We start from the raw sequence: 19,773 nt of genomic DNA, 5'->3' as shown, positions 1-19,773 counted from the left end.
TTGTTGTTCGCCGGAAAGTCCCGAAGCGAACCGCTACCTAGCAATGTAGAAAGCGAGGCGACATCCTGCCTGCCTGTAAATAAGAAGTTCTTGCCCCAGACTCGCGCAGCTCACCCTCGGGCAAGTGCCTCATGCAACCGGCGCTCGCTGGAAGGCGACACCTCAAAGGCGCGCCGATAGGCCCGCGAGAAGCTGCCCTGATCGCGAAAACCGACCAGTGCGGCGATCTGACCGAGACTCAAGCCACTGTGATTGACCAGGGTCCGCGCATGATTGAGGCGGCGCTGCTGCACATAGGCCAGCGGCGTCATGCCCATGCGATCGCGAAAGCAGGCATGAAAGTGGCCGACACTCAGGGCGCACTGGGTCGCGAGACTCTCGACCCGGATTTCCTCGGCCAGATGCCGGTCGATCCAGGCATCCAGGCTTGGCATGTCGAGCCGCCCATCACGCCCGGCAGCATAGGCAGCTCCCTGCTCCGAGAGCGGCTGGGACTCGAGGTGCAGGTACAGAGCCCGCAGCAGCAGCGCTGCAATTTCGCTGTGCAGCGCCGGACACTGCTCGAGCTGCTGCATCAGGCTGTCCGCCAGGCGGTTCAGCTCCGGCGGTACACCAAAGAAGCGGGGCTTGTCGAAGAGCCGTTCCATCTCGCTGGCATCGCGCAGGGAAGGCAGGCTGGCCACCGGAATATCCAGCACGAAGGTCCGATTGTTGCCATCGCCCAGGTACTCATGGTGATGGGAACAGGGAATCAGACAGCCGCGACTGCCGGTCACCCGTTCACCGCTTCCCTCGATGGAGAGCTCGGTCGCCCCTCGCGTCGCCAGAATCAATTGATGGTGGCCATGAGCGTGGGCCACGTATTCGCGCGCCAGGTTGGTGGCGCGTAGATCAATCAGGGACATGGCGCAGACCCCAGCAATGAGAATTAGTTCTTTTCACCATGCGCTCGATTGGCCTGCCACTTCAAGCGAGTTCGACAACCCCGTGTCAACGCTGTGCATCGGGCAAAAAAATCTCGCCACCAGGACACGAAATCGGAAAAAAACAGCACTGGTCACAGACCAAGGGTTTGCTATTGTCAGCGGTTTGCCGACCGAATCGCGCATCGGTCAGGCTCTGCCAACCCCGATCTGCCGATTACAAGGAGTACGCCGATGGGTTCACGCCCCCAGCCCGATACGGTTCCCGCCCAGATGGCCGCCATGCTGCTCACCGGCCATGGCGACATCGACACCCTGGTCTACCGCCAGGATGTCAGCACGCCACAGCCCGCGGCTGGCGAGGTACTGGTCAAGGTGACGGCCACCGCCAAGAACAACACCGACCGCAAGGCACGCGAAGGGCTCTACCCGACCAAGGACAAGGGCGAGGTGGCTTCCTTTGCCATGGGCGACTCGCCGACCCTGACCTTCCCGCGCATCCAGGGCGCCGACATCGTCGGCCGGGTCGTGGCCGTGGGCGACGGCGTTGACTCAGGGCGCGTGGGACAGCGGGGGCTGCTGGATTTCAACCTGTATGCCGATGCCCGGCGGGATATCAACCTGACGCCCGACTATTATGGCCATGGCGCGGATGGCGGTTACGCGGAGTACGTCGCCGTGCCCGCCGACCAGTTTCACCACATTGCCAACCCCGAACTCAGCGACGCCCAACTGGCCTCGCTGGGCATGTGCTCCTATCAGACCGCCTATCACATGCTGACGTCTGCCGGCATCAAGGCCGGGGAGCGGGTGCTGGTCACAGGCGCCAGCGGTGGCGTGGGGACCGCCCTGATTCAGCTGTGCCGTATTCTCGGCGCTCGGCCCTATGCCCTGAGCCAGCCGGACAAGGCCTCGGCCCTGCGCGAACTGGGGGCCGAAGCGGTATTCGACCGCAGCGACATGAGCCACTTCACTGAACAGGTCAAGGCGGTGACCGGCGGGGCGCCCATCGACGCCGTCATGGACCTGGTGGGCGGCGAGATGACCGACCGCTTCATCGACACCATGATCTTCGACATGCAGGCCCGTGCCAGCTATCCACGCCTTTCGATCGCCGGCGCCAGTGGCGGTAACATCAGCGAGATCATGTGGACGCGTATCTACCTCTACCAGGTGCAAATCTTCGGTGTGTCCCACGGCACCCGCGAGGAAGCCGAGCAGCTCATCGACTGGATCCGTGGCGGCCAGCTCAAGCCGGTGCTGCACGCCGCCTTCAGGCTCTCCGCGCTGCACAAGGCAGAGCGCTACTTCGTCAAGCGCGGCAGCCAGTATCTGGGCAAGATCGTCATCGTGCCCGACAGCGAATGGGCGACCCATGGCGCCCCCCATGCCCTGGAGGAAATCGCATGAGCTACCGCCCGCCTTCCCAGGCCAGAAGCCTGCGGCTACTCGACACCCATGCCGGCGGCGATGTCAGTCGTATTGTGCTCGGTGGTATCGCGCCCCTGCCGGGTGACAGCGTGCGTGCCCAGATGGAATACCTGCGCGACGACGCCGACGGCCTGCGTCGCCTGCTCCTGGAGGAGCCCTACGGAATTCCGGAGATGTCGGTGGACCTCATCGTCCCGGCCACCGACCCTCAGGCCGTGGCCGGCTATATCATCATGGAGGTCATGGGCTACCCCATCTACTCCGGCTCGAACACCATCTGCACCGCCACCGCCGTGCTCGAAGCCGGGCTGGTCGAGAAGCGAGAGGGCCACCAGCGCTTCATGCTCGAAGCACCGGCCGGCCTGGTGCAGATCGATGCCCGGGTCAAGGACGGTGTGGTGGAGTCCATCACCTGCGAGGGGCTGCCCAGCTACATCGACACCTACCGCGCCAGCATCCATGTACCGGAAGTTGGCGATGTCACCTATAGCGTGGCCTACAGCGGCGGTTTCTATGCCCTGGTCGATGCCACCGAGCTCGGCTTCAAGCTGATCAAGGAAGAGGAACGCCAGCTCGCCGAGTGCGCCCACCGCATTGTCGAGGCCATTCAGGCCGAGCGCGGCTTCTCGCATTATACCCTGGGCGATGTCGGCCCCCTGCCCTTCCTGCACTTCATGGGGCCGGTCCAGCAGGTGGCCGATGACTTCTACCGCTCACGCTCGGCCACCTATGTACACCCTGGCGTGATCTGTCGCAGCACGACCGGCACCGGCACCTCAGCGCGCCTGGCCCTGATGAATCATGAAGGTCGCATCCAGCCCGGCGACAAGCTGGAAACGGTATCGCTGCGCGAGACCGGCTTCATCGGCGAATTCACCGGCACCCACCAGGCCGGCCCTCATCAGGTCGTCGACAACACCATCACCGGCAAGAGCTACGTGCTGGCCGACTCGGCCATCATCGTCAATCCGGAGGATCAGATGGTGAAGGACTGGAGCTTTTATCATATCCTCGCATCCGACGACGCCGCCAACTGAACCCGGCGGGAGAAGCCGGCGCATCCCGGCCGGACGGTCTGCGGGCCGCTCGGCATCCAACGAGTACCCTCTATGCAGCGCGCCCTGATCCTTCTCGATGTCCAGAACCTCTACTACACCAGCCGTCACGCTTACCAGCGCAATGTCGACTACAACGCCTTCTGGGCCCAGGCCACCCAGGGGCGTCATGTCTCGCGCGCCATTGCCTATGCGATTGACCGCGGCGACAGCAAGCAGCGCCAGTTTCAGAACATTCTGCGGGCCATCGGCTTCGAGGTGCGACTCAAGCCGTTTATCCAGCGTGCCGATGGTTCCGCCAAGGGCGACTGGGATGTGGGCATCACCCTGGATGCCATCAAGCATGCGGGCGAGGTGGAAGTCGTAATACTGGCCTCGGGAGACGGAGATTTCGCCCTGCTGGCTGACACCCTGCGCCAGGAGCACGACGTCGAGGTCGAGGTCTATGGCGTGCCGAGCCTGACCGCAGAGGCGCTTGTACGATCGGCATCGCGCTTCATTCCCATCGAGGGGCGCTTGTTGCTCGGCCCAACCCGCTGACAGCCACGATTCTTGACAATAAAAAACACTGTTTTCTCTGCCCGTATGAGGCCAATGGCATACCATGCGCAGCCTGACGGCAAGGGATCCTGTCACCCCCCTCCCTTCCCCATGAATTCGCACGTTACAAGCAACAAGCAGGATGCTTTTCAGCAAAGCCTCGGGCTATCTGGCAGGCATCTTCATCACCACCGCGCTGCTTCGCGGTGTGCTGCAGTTTCTGGCCCAGCACGTCATTGTCGGACAGAGCACACTCAACAACCCACAGCCGCTGGTCCCCCTTGGCTGGCTGTCGATCGCTCTGGCCCTGTTGCTGAACATGCTTAGCCTGGTTGGCTGGAGCCTGGTTGGCTGGAGCATCGAGCGCCTGCGCGCGGATCGCCTGGCCGGCGATTGAGGCATCTCACCATCCCTTAAGGCCGAGTCGTCCTGCCAGCCGATGCAGATTGCCGGCATCCATGCCAAGCGCCCGGGCCGTGGCAGCCCAGTTGTGCGCATGCTCGGCCAGGCGCTGCTCTATGAGCTGCCGCTGGAACGCGTCGGTCGCCTCGCGTAGCGAGGCCTCCGGCATGGGCGCGGCCGGCGTGCCGAGCCGGCCCTCGGACATGGCCTCGCCCGAAGGCCGGTCAGGCAGGTCGAGATGCGCCGCCGAGACCCTCAGAGTGGTGCGTCGCCTGTCGGGCTGCGCCCCATGAGCGCTGTCGCCCAGGGCACGCAGGGCCGCTCGGGCCAGCGTATGCTCCAGCTCGCGCACATTGCCGGGCCAGTGCCACGCCATCAGGGCAGTCTGGGCCTCATCCTCCAGGCGCAGGTTGCCAAGTCCCAGGCGAATACGGTTGGCTTCCAGAAAGTGTCCGGCCAGCAGGGCAATATCCTCGACGCGCTCGCGCAGGGGCGGCACTCTCACCGGGAAGACGCTCAGCCGATGATAGAGGTCGGCCCTAAAGCGGCCTGCCGCCACCTCGACCTCCAGATCCCGATTGGTGACGGCCACCACCCGCGCATCGACCCTGCGTGACGACTCCGCACCCAGGGGCTGAATCTCGCCCTCCTGCAACGCCCGCAGCAGCTTGGGTTGCAGGGCCAGTGGCAGCTCGCCGATCTCATCCAGCATCAGGGTACCGCCATCGGCCATCTCGAAATGACCGCGGCGATGCTCGGTGGCCCCCGAAAAGGCCCCGCGACGATGGCCGAACAGCTCACTTTCGACCAGGCCCTCCGACATGGCCGCACAGTTGACCTGCACCAGCGGCCCGTCGTGACGCCGCGAGTGACGATGCAGAGCCTGCACCACCCGCTCCTTGCCGACACCGGTCTCACCGTGCAGCAGCACACTCATTTCGGTGGGCGCGACCATCTCGATGGCATCATCCAGGCGACGCATGGCCGGGCTGTTCCATTGCCAATCCTCGCCTGCCGGTGGCGGGTGTGACAGCACCTCGTTGAGCCGGGTGCGGGTCGCCCGTAGCCGCTCGGCCAGGCGCAGACAGGTACCCAGCAGACGAGCGGTACTGAGCAGCCGCTCATCATCCAGCGCCTGGAAGCTGCCCGGCTCAAGGGCATCCAGTGTCAGCACACCGATCAACCGCTGCTCGTCGCGCAGTGCCACGCCCAGGCAATCGTGCACATCATTGAGGTCGTCGTCGAGCAGGCCATCAAAGGGATCCGGCAACGGACAATCCTGAGGAAAACGACACACATCGGGATGATTGGCGATCGCCGCCAGACGGGGATGCGCGGCCAGGGTGAAGCGCCGCCCCCTCACCTCATCGCCCAAGCCCATGAGGGCCACCGGGCATAGCGCGTCACCATCCATCACCATCAGAGTGCTGGCATCCGCCGCCAGATCACCGACCATGGCTTCCAGCAGCCGACGCCAGTGGCTTTGTGCTGCCTCATGTTCGGCCAGTTGCGCCAGCAGGTCGCGCAGGGCCTGTAGAAAGGTCGTCATGTCCCGCTTGCTCCGGTAATGAAGGAGTACCATGGCGGCAGCTTCGCGCCACCCTGATAGTCATAATGACAGCCTATTGTCATTTAGACGACTGTCATTTTGACCATAGTAGGCCCGAATCAAGCATTGGCGGTCCCCAGCGCCATCCGGCCAGGCGGAGTCACCATCGCCCATCCAGCCCCACCAAGCGGCCTGGCGAGCGCCCATGCGGCAGGCTGTCGCAGCCCCGGCCGGATGGCATGCCAATTGCTTCTGACAGAGTGCCACATGAGCCCGAAGGCTCGCCGCTGATCTCGATCGGTCAGCGATCACATCGAGATATTCAGGAGACACCATGCTCACCCAGACCCAGGAAACCCTCATTGCCCAAACCGCGCCAGTGGTGGCGGAGCACCTCAACACCATCACGGCGCACTTTTACCCGCTGATGTTCGAGCGCTACCCCGAGGTGAAGCCCCTCTTCAATCAGGCTCACCAGGCCAACGGCGGGCAGCCCCGCGCGCTTGCCAGCTCGGTGCTGGCCTATGTGCAGTTGCGTCAGGACCCTGCGCGGGCACGTGAGGTGCTGGAAGGCGTGGTCAACAAGCACGTCTCCCTCAATATTCGCCCTGACCAGTACCCGATCGTCGGCGAGTGCCTGATGGCCGCCATCGGCGACGTCCTGGGAGATGCCGTGACGCCCGAGATCGCGGATGCCTGGGGCGCCCTCTATCAGGAACTGGCGGACCTGCTGATCGAGCTCGAGGGGCAGCGGTATCAAGCCTTCGCCGAGACGCCCGGTGGCTGGCGGGGCGAGCGGCGTTTTCGCATTGCCAGCACTCGCCAGGAGAGCGCCGTGATCCGCTCCTTCGTACTGGAACCGGAAGATGGTCAGCCGGTGGCCGATTTTCAGCCGGGCCAGTTCATCGGGGTACGGCTGATGATCGGCGACACCCCGGTGTACCGCCACTACAGCCTCTCGGGCTCGCCCAATGGCCACAGCTACCGGATTTCCATCAAGCGTGAAACGGATGGCCTGGCCAGCGGCCACTTTCATGAATGCCTCGGGGTCGGCGATGTTATCGAGCTGCTGCCACCCGCGGGGGACCTGACGCTGCCGGCGGCCCCTGACAGCCCCATCATGCTGCTGAGTGGCGGCGTCGGCCAGACACCGATGCTGTCGCTGCTCCGCCAGGCGCTGCAGGAGGGACGACGCGTGACCTATCTGCACGCCGCCCAGGACGAGGCGCACCATGCGTTCCGCGAGGAGGTGAATGCCTGCCTGAGCGAACATCCGGATCAACTGACGGTGGTCACCCTTCACGAGAACGCCGCATCGAACCCACCATCAGCTCCGGCCGGACGCGTCACCCAAGCACTGCTGGCCCAATACCTGCCGGATGACACCACCCACTGCTACTTCGTCGGGCCACAGGGCTTTATGGAAGCCGTGAATGGCTACCTTAAGGCCCTGGGCGTGCCAGAAGGCCAGCGCCACTTCGAGCACTTCGGCCCGGCTCGCGAGCTGGCCGCTGCCTGAGGCGTTACCCGGCAGCGGCCATTCGTCGGTCTGGTCAGGGCAACTGTAGGGCACGTTCTTCCTGGCGGTGCTTCAAGGGGGTGTTACCGAAACAGCGCTTATAGTCGCGACTGAACTGCGAGACGCTGCGGTAGCCCACGGCCTCGGCGGCCTGATTGACGTTGCAGGCCTCCTGCACAAGGAGCTGCTGGGCCTTGATCAGTCGTAGCCGTTTCAGATACTGCAGCGGCGAGGCCTGTGTCACCTGCTTGAAGTGCTGATGAAAGGTGGAAAGGCTCATGCTGGCCTGAGCGGCCAGAGCGTCGACGGAGACATCCGCGGCATAATGCTCGTGCAGCCAGGACAGCACCTCGACAATACGCGAGTAGTGTCCGTCATGATGAACCAGGGCGCGCATTGCGGCGCCCTGCTCGCCCTTGAGGGCCTCGAAGACCACATCGCGGACCCGCGCCTCACCCATGGCGGTCGTCTCGGCCGAGTCATGCAAGGTGCGAAGCAAGCGTTCCACGGCGGCCTGCATGCCGGGAGACATCGAAACCGAATCCATGGGCACCGGTGCCACTTCGGCAGTGGCGGGCTCGCCCATGGCCGCCACCAGCTCGCCGAGCAGTGCCGGGTCGAAGCGTACCGCCACGCCCAGCAATGGGGCCTCTTCGGAAGCCTGCGTCTCGCATTCGAACGGCAGCGGCAGGGTCTGCACCAGATACTGACCGGGGCCGTAATGGATCTCCCGATCCCCCAGATGACCGACCTTGTGCCCTTGGGCGACGATGATCAGGCTGGGGTCATAGATCAGTGGCGTACGCGGCACCGGACGCCGCGAAGCCATCAAGGTGACGGATGGCAGAGAGGTCGAAATATAGCCGTCACGCTCGACCAGCGGGGTGATCAGTTCGATCAGCGGACAGGTGGACGGGGCGGACACGGTCATGCAACTCCTTGACGGCTTCAGGCAAACGAATGAGACAATTTTACTCCCCTGAATAGCGCCGCGTCGCCGATGAATGGAGGAATTGACAAAAATCCCGGAGAAACCTCGGTCTTTTCCGGCGCCATTCGGCGCCATAATGCCGGGGTACATCAACCTGATGGTATCAACAGGAGAGTCCCCATGAGTGCCACTCGTGCCTATGCCGCTCAGTCAAGCGACCAGCCCCTGGCCCCCTTCAACTTCGAACGTCGCCAACCTCGCCCGGACGATGTCGCGATCGAGATCCTCTACTGCGGCGTCTGCCATTCCGACCTGCACTTCGCCCGCAACGACTGGGGCTTCAGCCAGTATCCGCTGGTGCCGGGCCACGAAATCGTCGGCCGGGTGACGGCCGTGGGCGATGACGTCAGCCAGTTCAAGGTCGGCGACATGGTCGGCGTGGGTTGCATGGTCGACTCCTGCCGTCACTGCCAGGCCTGTGCCGATGGCGTCGAGCAGTACTGCCTGGAAGGCATGACCATGACCTATGGCAGCCCGGACCGCCAGGACGGCACCATGACCCAGGGCGGCTACTCCGACAGCGTGGTGGTCAGCGAGCACTTCGTGCTGCGCATGCCCGAGGGCCTCGACCCGGCCGCCGCCGCGCCGATCCTGTGCGCCGGCATCACCACCTATTCGCCGCTGGTCCACCATGGCGTCAAGCCCGGCCACAAGGTCGGCGTCATCGGCATGGGCGGCCTGGGCCACATGGGTGTCAAGCTGGCCAAGGCGCTGGGCGCCGAGGTCACCGTATTCACACGCACCGAGGCAAAGGTCGAGGAAGCTCGTCGCCAGGGCGCGGATCACGTCGTGGTCTCCGGCGATGATGCCCAGATGGAAGCCGTGGCAGAAACCTACGACTTCATGCTCGACACCGTGCCGGTTCAGCACGACCTGAACCCCTACCTGGCCACGCTCAAGTACGACGGCATCCATATCATGGTCGGCCTGGTCGAGCCCATCGAACCGGCGATTCAGGGCGCCAACCTGGTCTTCAAGCGGCGCGTGCTGGCCGGCTCGCTGATCGGCGGCATTCCCGAGACCCAGGAGCTGCTCGACTTCTGCGCCGAGCACAACATCACCTGCGATATCGAGACCATCAACATCCAGGACATCAATACCGCCTACGAGCGCATGGAGAAGGGTGACGTGCGCTACCGCTTCGTCATCGACATGGCATCGCTCAAGGACTGAGCGGCCAAGCCGCACAGCTCGCTTCATGCCACCGGCCGCCTCCAGGGGCGGCCGGTCGTACTGCTTCATTCGTTGCCCCGCTCCCAGAGGAGAACCTGCATGCAGTCACGCTTTTTCACCCTCACCGATCACCCTCAGGGCACCCCGGCTCGCGAGCTTTTTGCGCTGCGCGAAGCCGAACTCGGCGAGCTCGCCGACGGCGAGGTCCGGGTGCGCAACACCTGGTTGTCCGTCGACCCCTATATGCGCGGCCGGATGACCGGTGTCACCACCTATATCGAGCCCTTCGAGCTGGGCGCACCGCTCGAGGGGGCGGCTATCGGTGACGTCATAGAATCCCGTTCACCCGACTTTCCGGTGGGCACCAAGGTCCGCCACATGCAGGGCTGGCGCGATATCGCCCAGCTGCCGGCCAGCCACCTTGAGCCCCTGCCGGGGCATGACGTCCCCGAGCAGGCCTATCTAGGCGTGCTGGGCATGCCGGGCATGACCGCCTGGGCCGGGCTCAACCGCATTGCCGAAATGAAGCAGGGTGACAACGTCCTGGTCAGCGGCGCGGCCGGTGCCGTGGGCTCGCTGGCGGTGCAACTGGCCAAGGCCAGGGGCGGCACCGTGGTCGGCATCGCCGGCTCCCAGGCCAAGCTCGACTGGCTCGAATCCCTGGGCGTCAAGGCGGTCAGCTACAAGGACCGCGACGCCGGCGAATTGACCGCCGCCCTGCTGGACGCCTGCCCCGAGGGCTTCGACGTCTATTACGAGAACGTCGGCGGCGTCTGCCTCGAAGCGGCACTCAACACCCTGCGCGTCGGGGCGCGCATCGCCGTGTGCGGCCTGATAGCCGGCTACAACGACACCGCCCCGGCCCCCGGGCCCAGCAACCTGGCCATGGTGCTGATCCGCCGCGCACGCATGGAAGGCTTCATCGTCTTCGACCACTGGGCGCACTACCCGACCTTCCTCGAGGAAATCGGCCCTCAGGTAGCCCGCGGCGACCTCGAACACGATGAAACTGTCATCGACGGCCTCGAACAAACCCCCGAAGCCTTCCTGAAACTCTTCGAAGGCGCCAATCGCGGCAAGATGCTGGTGAGACTCTGAACCCTTCCGGGCAGGCCGTGCCCCCACGGCCTGCCCAACCCCAAACCCCCAACACCCCGGCTCCTGTCTCCCAGCCCCCGCCTCTCGCCTTTCGCCTTTCGCTTTTCGCCTTTCGCTTTTCGCCTTTCGCCTTTCGCCTTTCGCCCCTCGCCTCTTGCCTCTCTACTCTCTCATCCCTCATCCCTCATCCCTCATCCCTCATCCCTCTTTTTATCTTCCCTCTGCCTTCAGCTTTTGCTACCCGCCCGCGGCTTGCTTCCAACCGCTCGTTTCTCGTCGCTCGCGACTCGCTTCCTGCACCACGCCACTTCCAGCTTCCGGCTTCCGGCTTCCAGCTCTTCCCTCTTTCCTCTTCCTTCTGGTTCCCCCATCAACCTTGGTCTAACTCTGAACTTGTTACCTTTACGTTAACGTAAAGCTGTCTTAGACTTTTTGCATCGCTGATAAACCCTTGTCGCGCCCCAGGCGCCAAACACGACCCGTGGAGTTCGCCATGTATTCGCCCTATCAGCCTCTCGACTTCGGGCTCCCCGATGAGCTGAACATGCTGCGCGACCAGGTCAACGCCTTTGCGCGTGACGAGATCGCCCCCCGCGCCGCGGAGATCGATGCGCAAAACGAATTTCCGGCCGATCTCTGGAAAAAGTTTGGCGACATGGGGTTGCTGGGTATTACCGTGGCCGAGGAAGACGGCGGTAGCGGCATGGGCTACCTGGCTCACTGCATCGCCATGGAAGAGATCTCGCGGGCCAGCGCCTCGGTGGCGCTCTCCTACGGCGCCCACTCCAACCTCTGCGTCAACCAGATCAAGCTCAACGCCAATGCCGAGCAGAAGGCCAGATTCCTGCCCGGCCTGATCAGCGGCGACCAGGTCGGCGCCCTGGCCATGTCCGAGCCGGGCGCCGGCTCCGATGTGGTCTCCATGAAGCTCAAGGCCGAGAAGCGCGGCGATCACTATGTGCTCAACGGCAACAAGATGTGGATCACCAACGGCCCCGACGCCGATGTACTGGTGGTCTACGCCAAGACCGATCCGGACGCCGACTCGAAGGGAATTACCGCCTTCATCATCGAGAAAGGCATGGAGGGCTTCTCCACCGCTCAGAAGCTCGACAAGCTCGGCATGCGCGGCTCCAACACCTGCGAGCTGGTCTTCACGGACTGCCAGGTGCCCGCCGAGAATGTCCTCGGCGAGGTTAACAAGGGCGCGCGGGTGCTGATGAGCGGCCTGGACTTCGAGCGTACCGTGCTGGCCGCCGGCCCCATCGGCATCATGCAGGCCGCCATGGACGTGGTGGTGCCCTACCTCCACGAGCGCGAGCAGTTCGGCCAGGCCATCGGTGAATTCCAGCTGGTACAGGGCAAGGTCGCCGACATGCTGACCACCCTGAACGCCTGCCGTGCCTACCTGTATGCCGTCGCCGGCGCCTGCGACCGCGGCCACACCTCGCGCAAGGACGCCGCCGGCGCCATCCTCTACTGCGCCGAAAAGGCCACCCAGGTCGCCCTCGACGCCATCCAGCTGCTCGGCGGCAACGGCTACATCAACGAATACCCCACCGGCCGACTGCTCCGCGACGCCAAACTCTACGAAATCGGCGCCGGCACCAGCGAAATCCGCCGCATGCTGATCGGGCGGGAAGTGTTTAATGAATCGGCGTAAACGCAGAAGGAAGAAGGAAGAAGGAAGTCTAGTGCCAGAGTGTGACTTCAAGGGTTTTCTTCCCTCTTCAAGGCACGAAGTGCCGCCTTCCCTCTTTCAACTTTGCCGACGCCGGAAGCTCGCGTACCAAACCACGCAAGCCAGTTCAGGAAACAAAACATGTCCATTCTGACTACCCAAATCAACCCTCGCAGCGAGGGGTTTCAGGCGAACGAGGCGGCGATGCGGGCGGAGGTGAGCCGCTTGCGGTCGTTGACGGCGGCGGTTCATCAGGGCGGCGGCGAGAAGGCGCGGGCGCGTCATGAGTCGCGGGGCAAGCTGTTCGTGCGTGACCGTATCGACCATCTGCTGGACGAGGGGTCGCCGTTTCTGGAGCTTTCCGCGCTGGCGGCGCACGAGGTCTACGACGACCCGGTGCCGAGCGCCGGGGTGGTGACCGGCATAGGCCGAGTGTCCGGGGTGGAGTGCGTGATCGTTGCCAACGATGCCACGGTCAAGGGCGGCACCTACTTCCCGCTGACCGTCAAGAAGCACCTGCGCGCCCAGGAAGTGGCGCGCAAGCATCGTCTGCCGTGCCTGTATCTGGTGGATTCCGGCGGCGCCTACCTGCCCTGCCAGGACGAGGTCTTCCCGGACCGCGACCACTTCGGCCGCATCTTCTACAACCAGGCCACCCTCTCCGCCGAGGGCATCCCGCAGATCGCCGTGGTCATGGGCTCATGCACCGCCGGCGGCGCCTATGTGCCGGCCATGGCCGATGAGTCGATCATCGTGCGCGAACAGGGCACCATCTTTCTCGGTGGGCCGCCGCTGGTGAAGGCGGCCACCGGCGAGTCGATCAGTGCCGAGGACCTGGGCGGTGCCGATGTTCATGCCAAGGTGAGTGGCGTGGCCGATCATTACGCCGAGAACGACGCCCATGCCCTACAACTGGCGCGGCGCTGCGTGGCACACCTCAACTGGCAGAAACGCGGCCAGCTCGCCATGCAGGCGCCCAAGGCACCACGGCTCGACCCTCAGGAGCTGTACGGCATCGTCGGCACCGACCTGCGCAAGCCCTTCGAGGTGCGCGAAGTGATCGGGCGCATCGTCGACGACTCGGCCTTCGATGAATTCAAGCGCACCTACGGCGACACCCTGGTCACCGGCTTCGCGCATATTCATGGCCATCCGGTGGGCATTCTCGCCAATAACGGCGTGCTCTTCTCGGAGAGCGCGGTCAAGGGCGCCCACTTCATCGAGCTGTGCACCCAGCGCGGCATCCCGCTGGTCTTTCTGCAGAACATCACCGGCTTCATGGTCGGCTCGAAATACGAGCACGAAGGCATCGCCAAGCACGGCGCCAAGCTGGTCACCGCCGTGGCCTGCGCCCGGGTACCCAAGTTCACCGTGCTCATCGGCGGCAGCTTTGGCGCCGGCAACTACGGCATGTGCGGCCGCGCCTATGACCCCAACCTGCTGTTCATGTGGCCCAACGCGCGCATCTCGGTGATGGGCGGCGAACAGGCCGCCGGCGTACTCGCCCAGGTCAAGCGCGAACAGCTCGAGCGCGAAGGCCGCGAATGGAGCGACGCGGAGGAAGCCGCCTTCAAGCAGCCGACCCGCGAGCAGTACGAGCACCAGGGCCACCCCTACTACGCCAGCGCCCGCCTCTGGGACGACGGCGTCATTGACCCGGCGCAGACCCGCGACGTCCTCGGCCTCTCGCTCGCCGCCGCCATGAACGCCGAGATCGAAGATACGAAGTACGGGGTGTTCAGGATGTAAGGCGCTACGCGCCAGAAACGAGCTGCGAGAAACGAGATACGAGCGGCTGGAAGAAGGAAGAAGGAAGAAGGAAGAAGGAAGAAGGAAGAAGGAAGAAGGAAGAAGGAAGAAGGAAGAAGGAAGAAGGAAGAAGGAAGAAGGCAGGCTGATGCCAGGATATGTGGTGTCAAGGGATTTCTGCGAGCCGCGTTCTTCACTCTTCCAGGCGCGCAGCGCCGTTCTTCCCTCTTCACACTTGTCGAGGGGTTCCCCATGCCACACACAAACTACTCAAGACTCGAGACCGACGACCGCTGCGTCGCGTGGCTGACGCTGGATCGGCCGGAGGTGCTGAATGCCTTTGATGATGCCTTGATCGCGGAGTTGAATGCGCATCTGACGGCGGTGGCCGAGGCGGCGGAACGCGGGGAGGTTCGGCTGCTGGTGCTGGGTTCGGCGGGTCGGCATTTTTCTGCCGGGGCGGATCTGGGCTGGATGCAGCGCATGGTCGAGTATGACGTCGAGGACAACCTGGCCGACTCGCGGGAGCTGGCGAGCATGATGCAGCGGCTCGATAGCCTGCCCTGCCCGACCCTGTGCCGGGTGCAGGGGGCGGCCTACGGCGGAGCCGTGGGGCTGGCGGCCTGCTGCGATATCGTCATCGCTTCCGAGAAAGCCCGCTTCTGCCTCTCCGAAGTGAAGATCGGCCTCTCGCCGGCGGTCATCAGCCCCTACGTGCAGAACGCCATCGGACGACGCCAGATGCGTCGCTATGCACTCAGTGCGGAGGTCATGGACGCCACCACAGCCGAGGCGCTGGGGCTGGTGCACCGGGTCGTCGAGCCGGCGGCGCTCGACACGGCGCTGGAAACGATGATCGAGACCCTGCTGGCTACCTCGCCACAGGCCAGTCGCGCCACCAAGGCCTTGCTGGCCGAGGTGGCCCGGGAGCCGGACACTGCCGCCACGCGTGAGCACACCTGCCAGGTCATCGCCCGCCTGCGCGTCAGCGATGAAGGCCAGGAAGGCCTGAACAGCTTCTTCGAGAAACGCCGGCCCGTCTGGGCGCCGGCCCCCTCATCCACCACGGAGCGCTGAACATGAGCCCTGCCTTCGACACCCTGCTGGTGGCCAACCGCGGCGAGATCGCCTGCCGCGTGATGCGCACCGCCCGCCACATGGGCCTGCGCACCGTGGCCGTATATTCCGATGCGGATGCCGATGCCCGCCATGTGCGCGAGGCCGATGAGGCCGTGCGCATCGGACCGGCCGCCGCTCAATCCAGCTACTTGGATATCCACGCCGTGATCGCCGCCGCCCAGCGCACCGGTGCCGGGGCCGTGCATCCCGGCTACGGCTTCCTTTCCGAGAACGGCGACTTCGTCGCGGCACTGGCGGAGGCCGGCATAACCTTCGTCGGCCCGCCCGCCTCGGCGATTGCCGCCATGGGCAACAAGTCCGCCGCCAAGGCCCGCATGCATGACGCCGGCGTGCCCCTGGTGCCCGGCTATCACGACGCCGACCAGAACGACGCCCTACTCGAGCGCGAAGCCGAACGCATCGGCTACCCGGTGCTGCTCAAGGCCAGCGCCGGTGGCGGCGGCAAGGGCATGCGCGTGGTCGAGTCCGCCGAGGACTTCCAGGCAGCACTCGACGGCTGCCGCCGTGAATCCCGCGCCGCCTTCGGCGATGACCGCATGCTGATCGAGAAATACCTGACCCAGCCACGCCATGTGGAGGTTCAGGTGTTCTGCGACACCCAGGGTCAGGGCGTCTACCTCTTCGAACGCGACTGCAGTGTGCAGCGTCGCCACCAGAAGGTGCTCGAGGAAGCCCCCGCCCCCGGCATGACCGATTCGCTGCGCCGCGAGATGGGCGAAGCCGCAGTACGCGCCGCCCGTGAGATCGGCTATGTAGGCGCCGGCACGGTGGAGTTTCTGCTGGATGCCGACGGGTCCTTCTACTTCATGGAGATGAACACCCGCCTGCAGGTGGAGCATCCGGTCACCGAGATGATCACCGGGCAGGACCTGGTCGAATGGCAACTGCTCGTGGCCATGGGCGAGCCCCTGCCGTTGGCTCAGCAAGACCTGAATATCAGCGGACACAGTTTCGAAGCCCGCCTCTACGCCGAAGACCCGGCCCAAGACTTCCTGCCGGCCACCGGCACCCTGCATCGTTTCGCACTCGACCTGGACGGCGCCGGGCTCGCGACCACTCAGGTGCGTCTGGACAGCGGCGTGGCCAGCGGCGACCGCGTCTCCATGCACTATGACCCCATGCTCGCCAAGCTGATCGTGCACGGCGACGAACGCCAGCAGGCCCTGGCCACCCTGAATCGTGCCCTCGCGGCGCTGGATATCCAGGGCGTGACCACCAACCGCGACTTCCTGCAGCGGCTGGCCACCCATCCGGCCTTTGCCGCCGCCGAGCTGGATACCCGCTTCATCGAGCACCACCACGCCGACCTGTTCGCGCCGCGCCACTACACCGCCGAGGACTATGCCACCGCCGCCCTGGTGAGCCTGCATCAGCTCGGCCGCGAGCAGCAGAGCCACTCTCCCTGGGATCGCCATGACGGCTTTCGGCTCAACAGCGACAACACCATTCGCATCGCTTTGAGCGACCCGACACGCCGGGATGACGACGACGCCCTGGTCACGATGGAAGGCCGCCAGAGCGCCCCCGGCGAGGCCTGGCAACTGCACGTTGGCGACACCACTCTGGCAGGCAGCCTGCACCCCATCGAAGGCGACGCCGTGGCTGTCACCCTGGACGGCCACCGCCGACGCCTGCAGGCACGGCTGGTGGATGGCGGCGAGATCGTCATGGTCGACCCACGGCGCGAAACACGGCTATTCTGGCGACGCCTGGACGCCATCGACCACGGCCGCCAGGAAGCTGAATCCACCCTCACCGCCCCCATGCACGGCACCGTGGTGACCCTGCTGGTGGCGCCCGGCGAGCGGGTGGAAAAAGGCATGGCGCTAATGGTCATGGAAGCCATGAAGATGGAACATACCCTGACCGCCCCCGCCGACGGCCAGGTGGAGAGCTTCCACTTCCAGGCCGGCGACACCGTCGGCCAGGGCGACGTGCTGCTGGAATTCGCAGCCGTTGGGAACAGCGGTGAATAACACCGAGCAAGCGGCGCCGGGGACAGCTCACAGAGGGGGTCCGATGCCATGGATGGCATCGGTAGCGTACAGGGAAGTATTCACAGCGCCCCCTCTGAGAGCTGTCACCGGGCAAGCCGCGATCAAGAGCTCTAGCGCCAACTGGTCTTAGTACAAGGCAGGAGATTATCCGTGGGATTCCCCAAGCAAGTCCGCCTGGTCGACGTCGCCCCCCGCGATGGGCTACAGAACGAGCCCGACGCCATCGCCACCGACACCAAGCTCGAGTTGATCGACCGCCTCGCCAATGCCGGCCTGCGCCATATCGAAGCGGCCAGCTTCGTCTCGCCCAAGTGGGTACCGCAGATGGCCGACCACCGCGAAGTAATGACGCGATTGCAGCGTCGACCCGGCGTCACCTACTCTGCCCTCACCCCCAATCTCAAAGGGCTCGAAAACGCCCTGGAATGCGGCGTGGAGGAAGTCGCGGTTTTCGGCGCCGCCAGCGAAGCCTTCTCGCAGAAGAACATCAACTGCTCCATCAACGAATCACTGCAACGCTTCGCCCCGGTGCTGGAACGCGCCCGCCAGGCCAATGTACCCGTACGCGGCTACGTCTCCTGCGTGCTCGGCTGCCCCTATGAAGGCGAGATTGAACCGGATCAGGTGGCCCGGGTCGCCAGAGCTCTGTTTGATATGGGCTGCTTCGAAGTCTCGCTCGGCGACACCATCGGCACCGGCACCCCGCTCACCGCCAAACACATGCTGGAAGCCGTGACCCGCGACATCCCCATGGACAAGCTCGCCGCCCACTTCCACGACACCTACGGCCAGGCCATCGCCAATCTCTACGCCGTGCTCGAGGAAGGTATCAGCGTCATCGACAGCGCCGTCGCTGGCCTCGGCGGCTGCCCCTATGCCAAGGGCGCCGCCGGCAACGTCGCCAGCGAAGACGTGGTCTACCTGTTGAACGGCCTCGGCACCGAACACGGGATCGACCTCGACACCCTCGCCGCCACCGGTGACTGGATCACCCGCACCATCGGCCGGCCCAATCGGTCGAAAGTTGGGGTGTCAATCACTAGGAGTTAACGTTAAGCTAACGGGCGCCAACGGAGCAGCGCGTAGTTGGCGTCCCGTTGAGCGCCTGGTTAGATTTTTACTTCCCCAATGCCAACAAATTCACTAAGGATCGAAAGGCGCTCCTTGATATTCGATGCATCGTTTGTTCCTTGTTGTGTTAACCTGTCATATTCCAAAAGGTCAAAAGATGAATTTTCATAATCCTCAATTGCCGTAAGGCGATTGGCCTTTAGCTTTTCATTAAAGTCAATTAACTTGCGACGAGTGATCTCACTATCAAGACCACGTTCAACTGCATACCTAAAAATCAGGAAATATACTGTCATATTTCCTTGCGCCCTCAAAAGCTCATCGCTACTGGTGAAAACGTCATACATTTTATCAACTACGCGCTTGGCAGCTTCTAGCATTTCGTTTACACGATCTGACTGCCCCGAATAGTAATTCCTAGCCATTGCATCCAGATAGACTTTCTTTGTATCCATTAAAGTTTTTTCAAACCTTAAATTTTCTTCCAACAAAAGAAAACGAGCTGCTACTTCTCTATGCTGGTACCGTTTATTGCTAAACTTGACCTTCTCTTTGAAGAGGTCGTGCTCAGCTAAGTCTCTAATGGCATGAACCATTTCACCGCCAATTGCATTTCTTTTTTCAGCTGCGTTCAACGGTACAGCTTCATTTAGCCGATAAAACATATCCTCTATAAGATCTTCGTCATCCGTATCGACAGCGATGACTGGTAGAACAAAAGAGTCAAACTTTATCTTTATCCTAGGGTACTCTTTTGCGATGTCGTCATAACTCAAACCTGAAAGATCAATCCCCGGATCCCTCTGATATTCAAAGTCATCAGAAAGTGTGAAGTCTCCATCAATAAATCCCCATATAGTCTCCAGTCTTTGACGCCCATCAATCACCGCATAACTAATTCCGGTAAGAGAGGATTGCTCTCGGCTATATGTATGAAAATATATTTTAGGGAGGTCATAATCATTTAGTATAGAGTCAATTAGAAGTTGTTTCTTTTCCTTTGTCCAAACACCACCCATTCTTTGATAAGGAGGATCCAGCTTTATCTCAGAACGCTCAGAGTAAAGAAGCATTATGGTGCTATTTTTAATTGGAGATGTTTCTATATAGCTCACAGCAAACTCCCTTTAATTATATGACCAATACTCGCAAGCTCAGGAAAAAGCTGGAACCTTGTATAACCAAGCAATGACAATTGCTTAAGAATACTGTACTTACTATCATATGGAATGACGTACTTTATTACATGACTCCTGTCACCAACTTCTTCTATCGGTATTTTTTCGTGGTGATGTATTGTGAAAACGCCATGCTGAGCCTGAATTCTTGCATTATTTCTAGTTGCAATGGTAGCCAAAGGCCTTAACTGGGTTCTCTGATTTTGCGCAAGGCTTGGCCGCAAATTCTGAGTGCAACACCTGACCAAACCGGTAAGGTGTTGACCCCATGTCATA

The 19,773-nt window shown here is 62.9% G+C and carries 17 protein-coding genes; 12 read left to right on the top strand and 5 right to left on the bottom strand.

From position 1 onward, the window contains the following. Positions 1-110: 110 nt before the first annotated feature. Positions 111-905: an AraC family transcriptional regulator gene (locus tag QWY74_RS09930; RefSeq protein WP_264827301.1), complete on the bottom strand. Its 795-nt coding sequence runs from the start codon at positions 903-905 to the stop codon at positions 111-113. 252 nt (positions 906-1,157) lie between these two features. On the opposite strand from QWY74_RS09930, the gene QWY74_RS09925 reads away from it, so the two are divergent. From QWY74_RS09925 to QWY74_RS09910, 4 genes are all read left to right on the top strand, one after another. Continuing rightward, positions 1,158-2,333 carry a zinc-binding dehydrogenase gene (locus QWY74_RS09925; RefSeq protein WP_264827299.1) on the top strand — a complete coding sequence of 392 codons (1,176 nt, stop codon included), beginning with the start codon at positions 1,158-1,160 and terminating at the stop codon, positions 2,331-2,333. Beyond that, positions 2,330-3,391 carry a proline racemase family protein gene (locus QWY74_RS09920; protein WP_264827297.1) on the top strand — a complete coding sequence of 354 codons (1,062 nt, stop codon included), beginning with the start codon at positions 2,330-2,332 and terminating at the stop codon, positions 3,389-3,391. Before QWY74_RS09925 ends, QWY74_RS09920 begins: the two co-directional genes overlap by 4 nt. A 72-nt stretch (positions 3,392-3,463) precedes the next feature. Next, positions 3,464-3,949, top strand: a complete 486-nt coding sequence (locus QWY74_RS09915) for a LabA-like NYN domain-containing protein (protein WP_264827296.1) — start codon at positions 3,464-3,466, stop codon at positions 3,947-3,949. 142 nt (positions 3,950-4,091) lie between these two features. Continuing rightward, positions 4,092-4,346: a hypothetical protein gene (locus tag QWY74_RS09910; protein WP_264827295.1), complete on the top strand. Its 255-nt coding sequence runs from the start codon at positions 4,092-4,094 to the stop codon at positions 4,344-4,346. A gap of 6 nt (positions 4,347-4,352) precedes the next feature. Here QWY74_RS09910 and norR read toward each other — a convergent pair whose 3' ends face one another. After that, on the bottom strand, positions 4,353-5,900 hold the full coding sequence (norR, locus tag QWY74_RS09905) for a nitric oxide reductase transcriptional regulator NorR (RefSeq protein ID WP_264827294.1): 1,548 nt from the start codon (positions 5,898-5,900) through the stop codon (positions 4,353-4,355). Between the two features lie 334 nt (positions 5,901-6,234). Here norR and hmpA point away from each other — a divergent pair, with 334 nt between their 5' ends. Then, complete coding sequence (gene hmpA / locus QWY74_RS09900; protein ID WP_264827293.1) at positions 6,235-7,419, top strand: NO-inducible flavohemoprotein; 1,185 nt, start codon at positions 6,235-6,237, stop codon at positions 7,417-7,419. 34 nt (positions 7,420-7,453) lie between these two features. On the opposite strand, the gene QWY74_RS09895 is transcribed toward hmpA, so the two are convergent. After that, a complete protein-coding gene (locus QWY74_RS09895) occupies positions 7,454-8,350 on the bottom strand; it encodes an AraC family transcriptional regulator (protein ID WP_264827292.1) in 897 nt (298 codons plus the stop codon). A gap of 180 nt (positions 8,351-8,530) precedes the next feature. Between QWY74_RS09895 and QWY74_RS09890 the strand changes: the two genes are divergently transcribed. The 7 genes from QWY74_RS09890 to QWY74_RS09860 all read left to right on the top strand — a co-directional run bounded on the left by QWY74_RS09890 (position 8,531) and on the right by QWY74_RS09860 (position 18,298). Further along, positions 8,531-9,583: an NAD(P)-dependent alcohol dehydrogenase gene (locus tag QWY74_RS09890; protein ID WP_264827291.1), complete on the top strand. Its 1,053-nt coding sequence runs from the start codon at positions 8,531-8,533 to the stop codon at positions 9,581-9,583. 99 nt (positions 9,584-9,682) lie between these two features. Then, the gene (locus QWY74_RS09885) at positions 9,683-10,681 is read left to right on the top strand and encodes an NADP-dependent oxidoreductase (protein WP_264827289.1); all 999 of its coding nucleotides are present in this window, start codon (positions 9,683-9,685) and stop codon (positions 10,679-10,681) included. A 493-nt stretch (positions 10,682-11,174) separates the two neighbouring features. Then, complete coding sequence (locus tag QWY74_RS09880; RefSeq protein WP_264827287.1) at positions 11,175-12,344, top strand: isovaleryl-CoA dehydrogenase; 1,170 nt, start codon at positions 11,175-11,177, stop codon at positions 12,342-12,344. Between the two features lie 159 nt (positions 12,345-12,503). Further along, positions 12,504-14,111 carry a carboxyl transferase domain-containing protein gene (locus tag QWY74_RS09875; RefSeq protein WP_290314240.1) on the top strand — a complete coding sequence of 536 codons (1,608 nt, stop codon included), beginning with the start codon at positions 12,504-12,506 and terminating at the stop codon, positions 14,109-14,111. A gap of 252 nt (positions 14,112-14,363) precedes the next feature. Further along, positions 14,364-15,188, top strand: coding sequence for an enoyl-CoA hydratase-related protein (locus QWY74_RS09870; protein WP_264827283.1), 825 nt, complete (start codon positions 14,364-14,366; stop codon positions 15,186-15,188). A 2-nt stretch (positions 15,189-15,190) separates the two neighbouring features. Beyond that, entirely contained in the window at positions 15,191-17,227 is a 2,037-nt protein-coding gene (locus tag QWY74_RS09865) for an acetyl/propionyl/methylcrotonyl-CoA carboxylase subunit alpha (RefSeq protein ID WP_290314239.1), read from the top strand. Between the two features lie 171 nt (positions 17,228-17,398). Next, entirely contained in the window at positions 17,399-18,298 is a 900-nt protein-coding gene (locus QWY74_RS09860; protein ID WP_290314237.1) for a hydroxymethylglutaryl-CoA lyase, read from the top strand. Between the two features lie 59 nt (positions 18,299-18,357). Here the strand turns inward: QWY74_RS09860 and QWY74_RS09855 are convergent, their stop codons facing one another. Beyond that, entirely contained in the window at positions 18,358-19,434 is a 1,077-nt protein-coding gene (locus QWY74_RS09855; protein WP_290314236.1) for a DUF262 domain-containing protein, read from the bottom strand. Then, on the bottom strand, positions 19,431-19,773 hold a 343-nt coding region (locus QWY74_RS09850), incomplete at its 5' end, for a hypothetical protein (protein ID WP_290314235.1). The genes QWY74_RS09850 and QWY74_RS09855, both read right to left, overlap by 4 nt.

It is taken from the genome of Halomonas almeriensis (assembly GCF_030409235.1).
In the GTDB taxonomy this organism is placed as follows: domain Bacteria; phylum Pseudomonadota; class Gammaproteobacteria; order Pseudomonadales; family Halomonadaceae; genus Halomonas; species Halomonas almeriensis.
This window is presented reverse-complemented; position numbering and strand designations above follow the sequence as displayed.

Bases quoted from the DNA above. Each gene is read 5' to 3' on its own strand.
- QWY74_RS09930 (WP_264827301.1), bottom strand. From the start codon at position 905: ATGTCCCTGATTGATCTACGCGCCACCAACCTGGCGCGCGAATACGTG.
- QWY74_RS09925 (WP_264827299.1), top strand. From the start codon at position 1,158: ATGGGTTCACGCCCCCAGCCCGATACGGTTCCCGCCCAGATGGCCGCC.
- QWY74_RS09920 (WP_264827297.1), top strand. From the start codon at position 2,330: ATGAGCTACCGCCCGCCTTCCCAGGCCAGAAGCCTGCGGCTACTCGAC.
- QWY74_RS09915 (WP_264827296.1), top strand. From the start codon at position 3,464: ATGCAGCGCGCCCTGATCCTTCTCGATGTCCAGAACCTCTACTACACC.
- QWY74_RS09910 (WP_264827295.1), top strand. From the start codon at position 4,092: ATGCTTTTCAGCAAAGCCTCGGGCTATCTGGCAGGCATCTTCATCACC.
- norR (WP_264827294.1), bottom strand. From the start codon at position 5,900: ATGACGACCTTTCTACAGGCCCTGCGCGACCTGCTGGCGCAACTGGCC.
- hmpA (WP_264827293.1), top strand. From the start codon at position 6,235: ATGCTCACCCAGACCCAGGAAACCCTCATTGCCCAAACCGCGCCAGTG.
- QWY74_RS09895 (WP_264827292.1), bottom strand. From the start codon at position 8,350: ATGACCGTGTCCGCCCCGTCCACCTGTCCGCTGATCGAACTGATCACC.
- QWY74_RS09890 (WP_264827291.1), top strand. From the start codon at position 8,531: ATGAGTGCCACTCGTGCCTATGCCGCTCAGTCAAGCGACCAGCCCCTG.
- QWY74_RS09885 (WP_264827289.1), top strand. From the start codon at position 9,683: ATGCAGTCACGCTTTTTCACCCTCACCGATCACCCTCAGGGCACCCCG.
- QWY74_RS09880 (WP_264827287.1), top strand. From the start codon at position 11,175: ATGTATTCGCCCTATCAGCCTCTCGACTTCGGGCTCCCCGATGAGCTG.
- QWY74_RS09875 (WP_290314240.1), top strand. From the start codon at position 12,504: ATGTCCATTCTGACTACCCAAATCAACCCTCGCAGCGAGGGGTTTCAG.
- QWY74_RS09870 (WP_264827283.1), top strand. From the start codon at position 14,364: ATGCCACACACAAACTACTCAAGACTCGAGACCGACGACCGCTGCGTC.
- QWY74_RS09865 (WP_290314239.1), top strand. From the start codon at position 15,191: ATGAGCCCTGCCTTCGACACCCTGCTGGTGGCCAACCGCGGCGAGATC.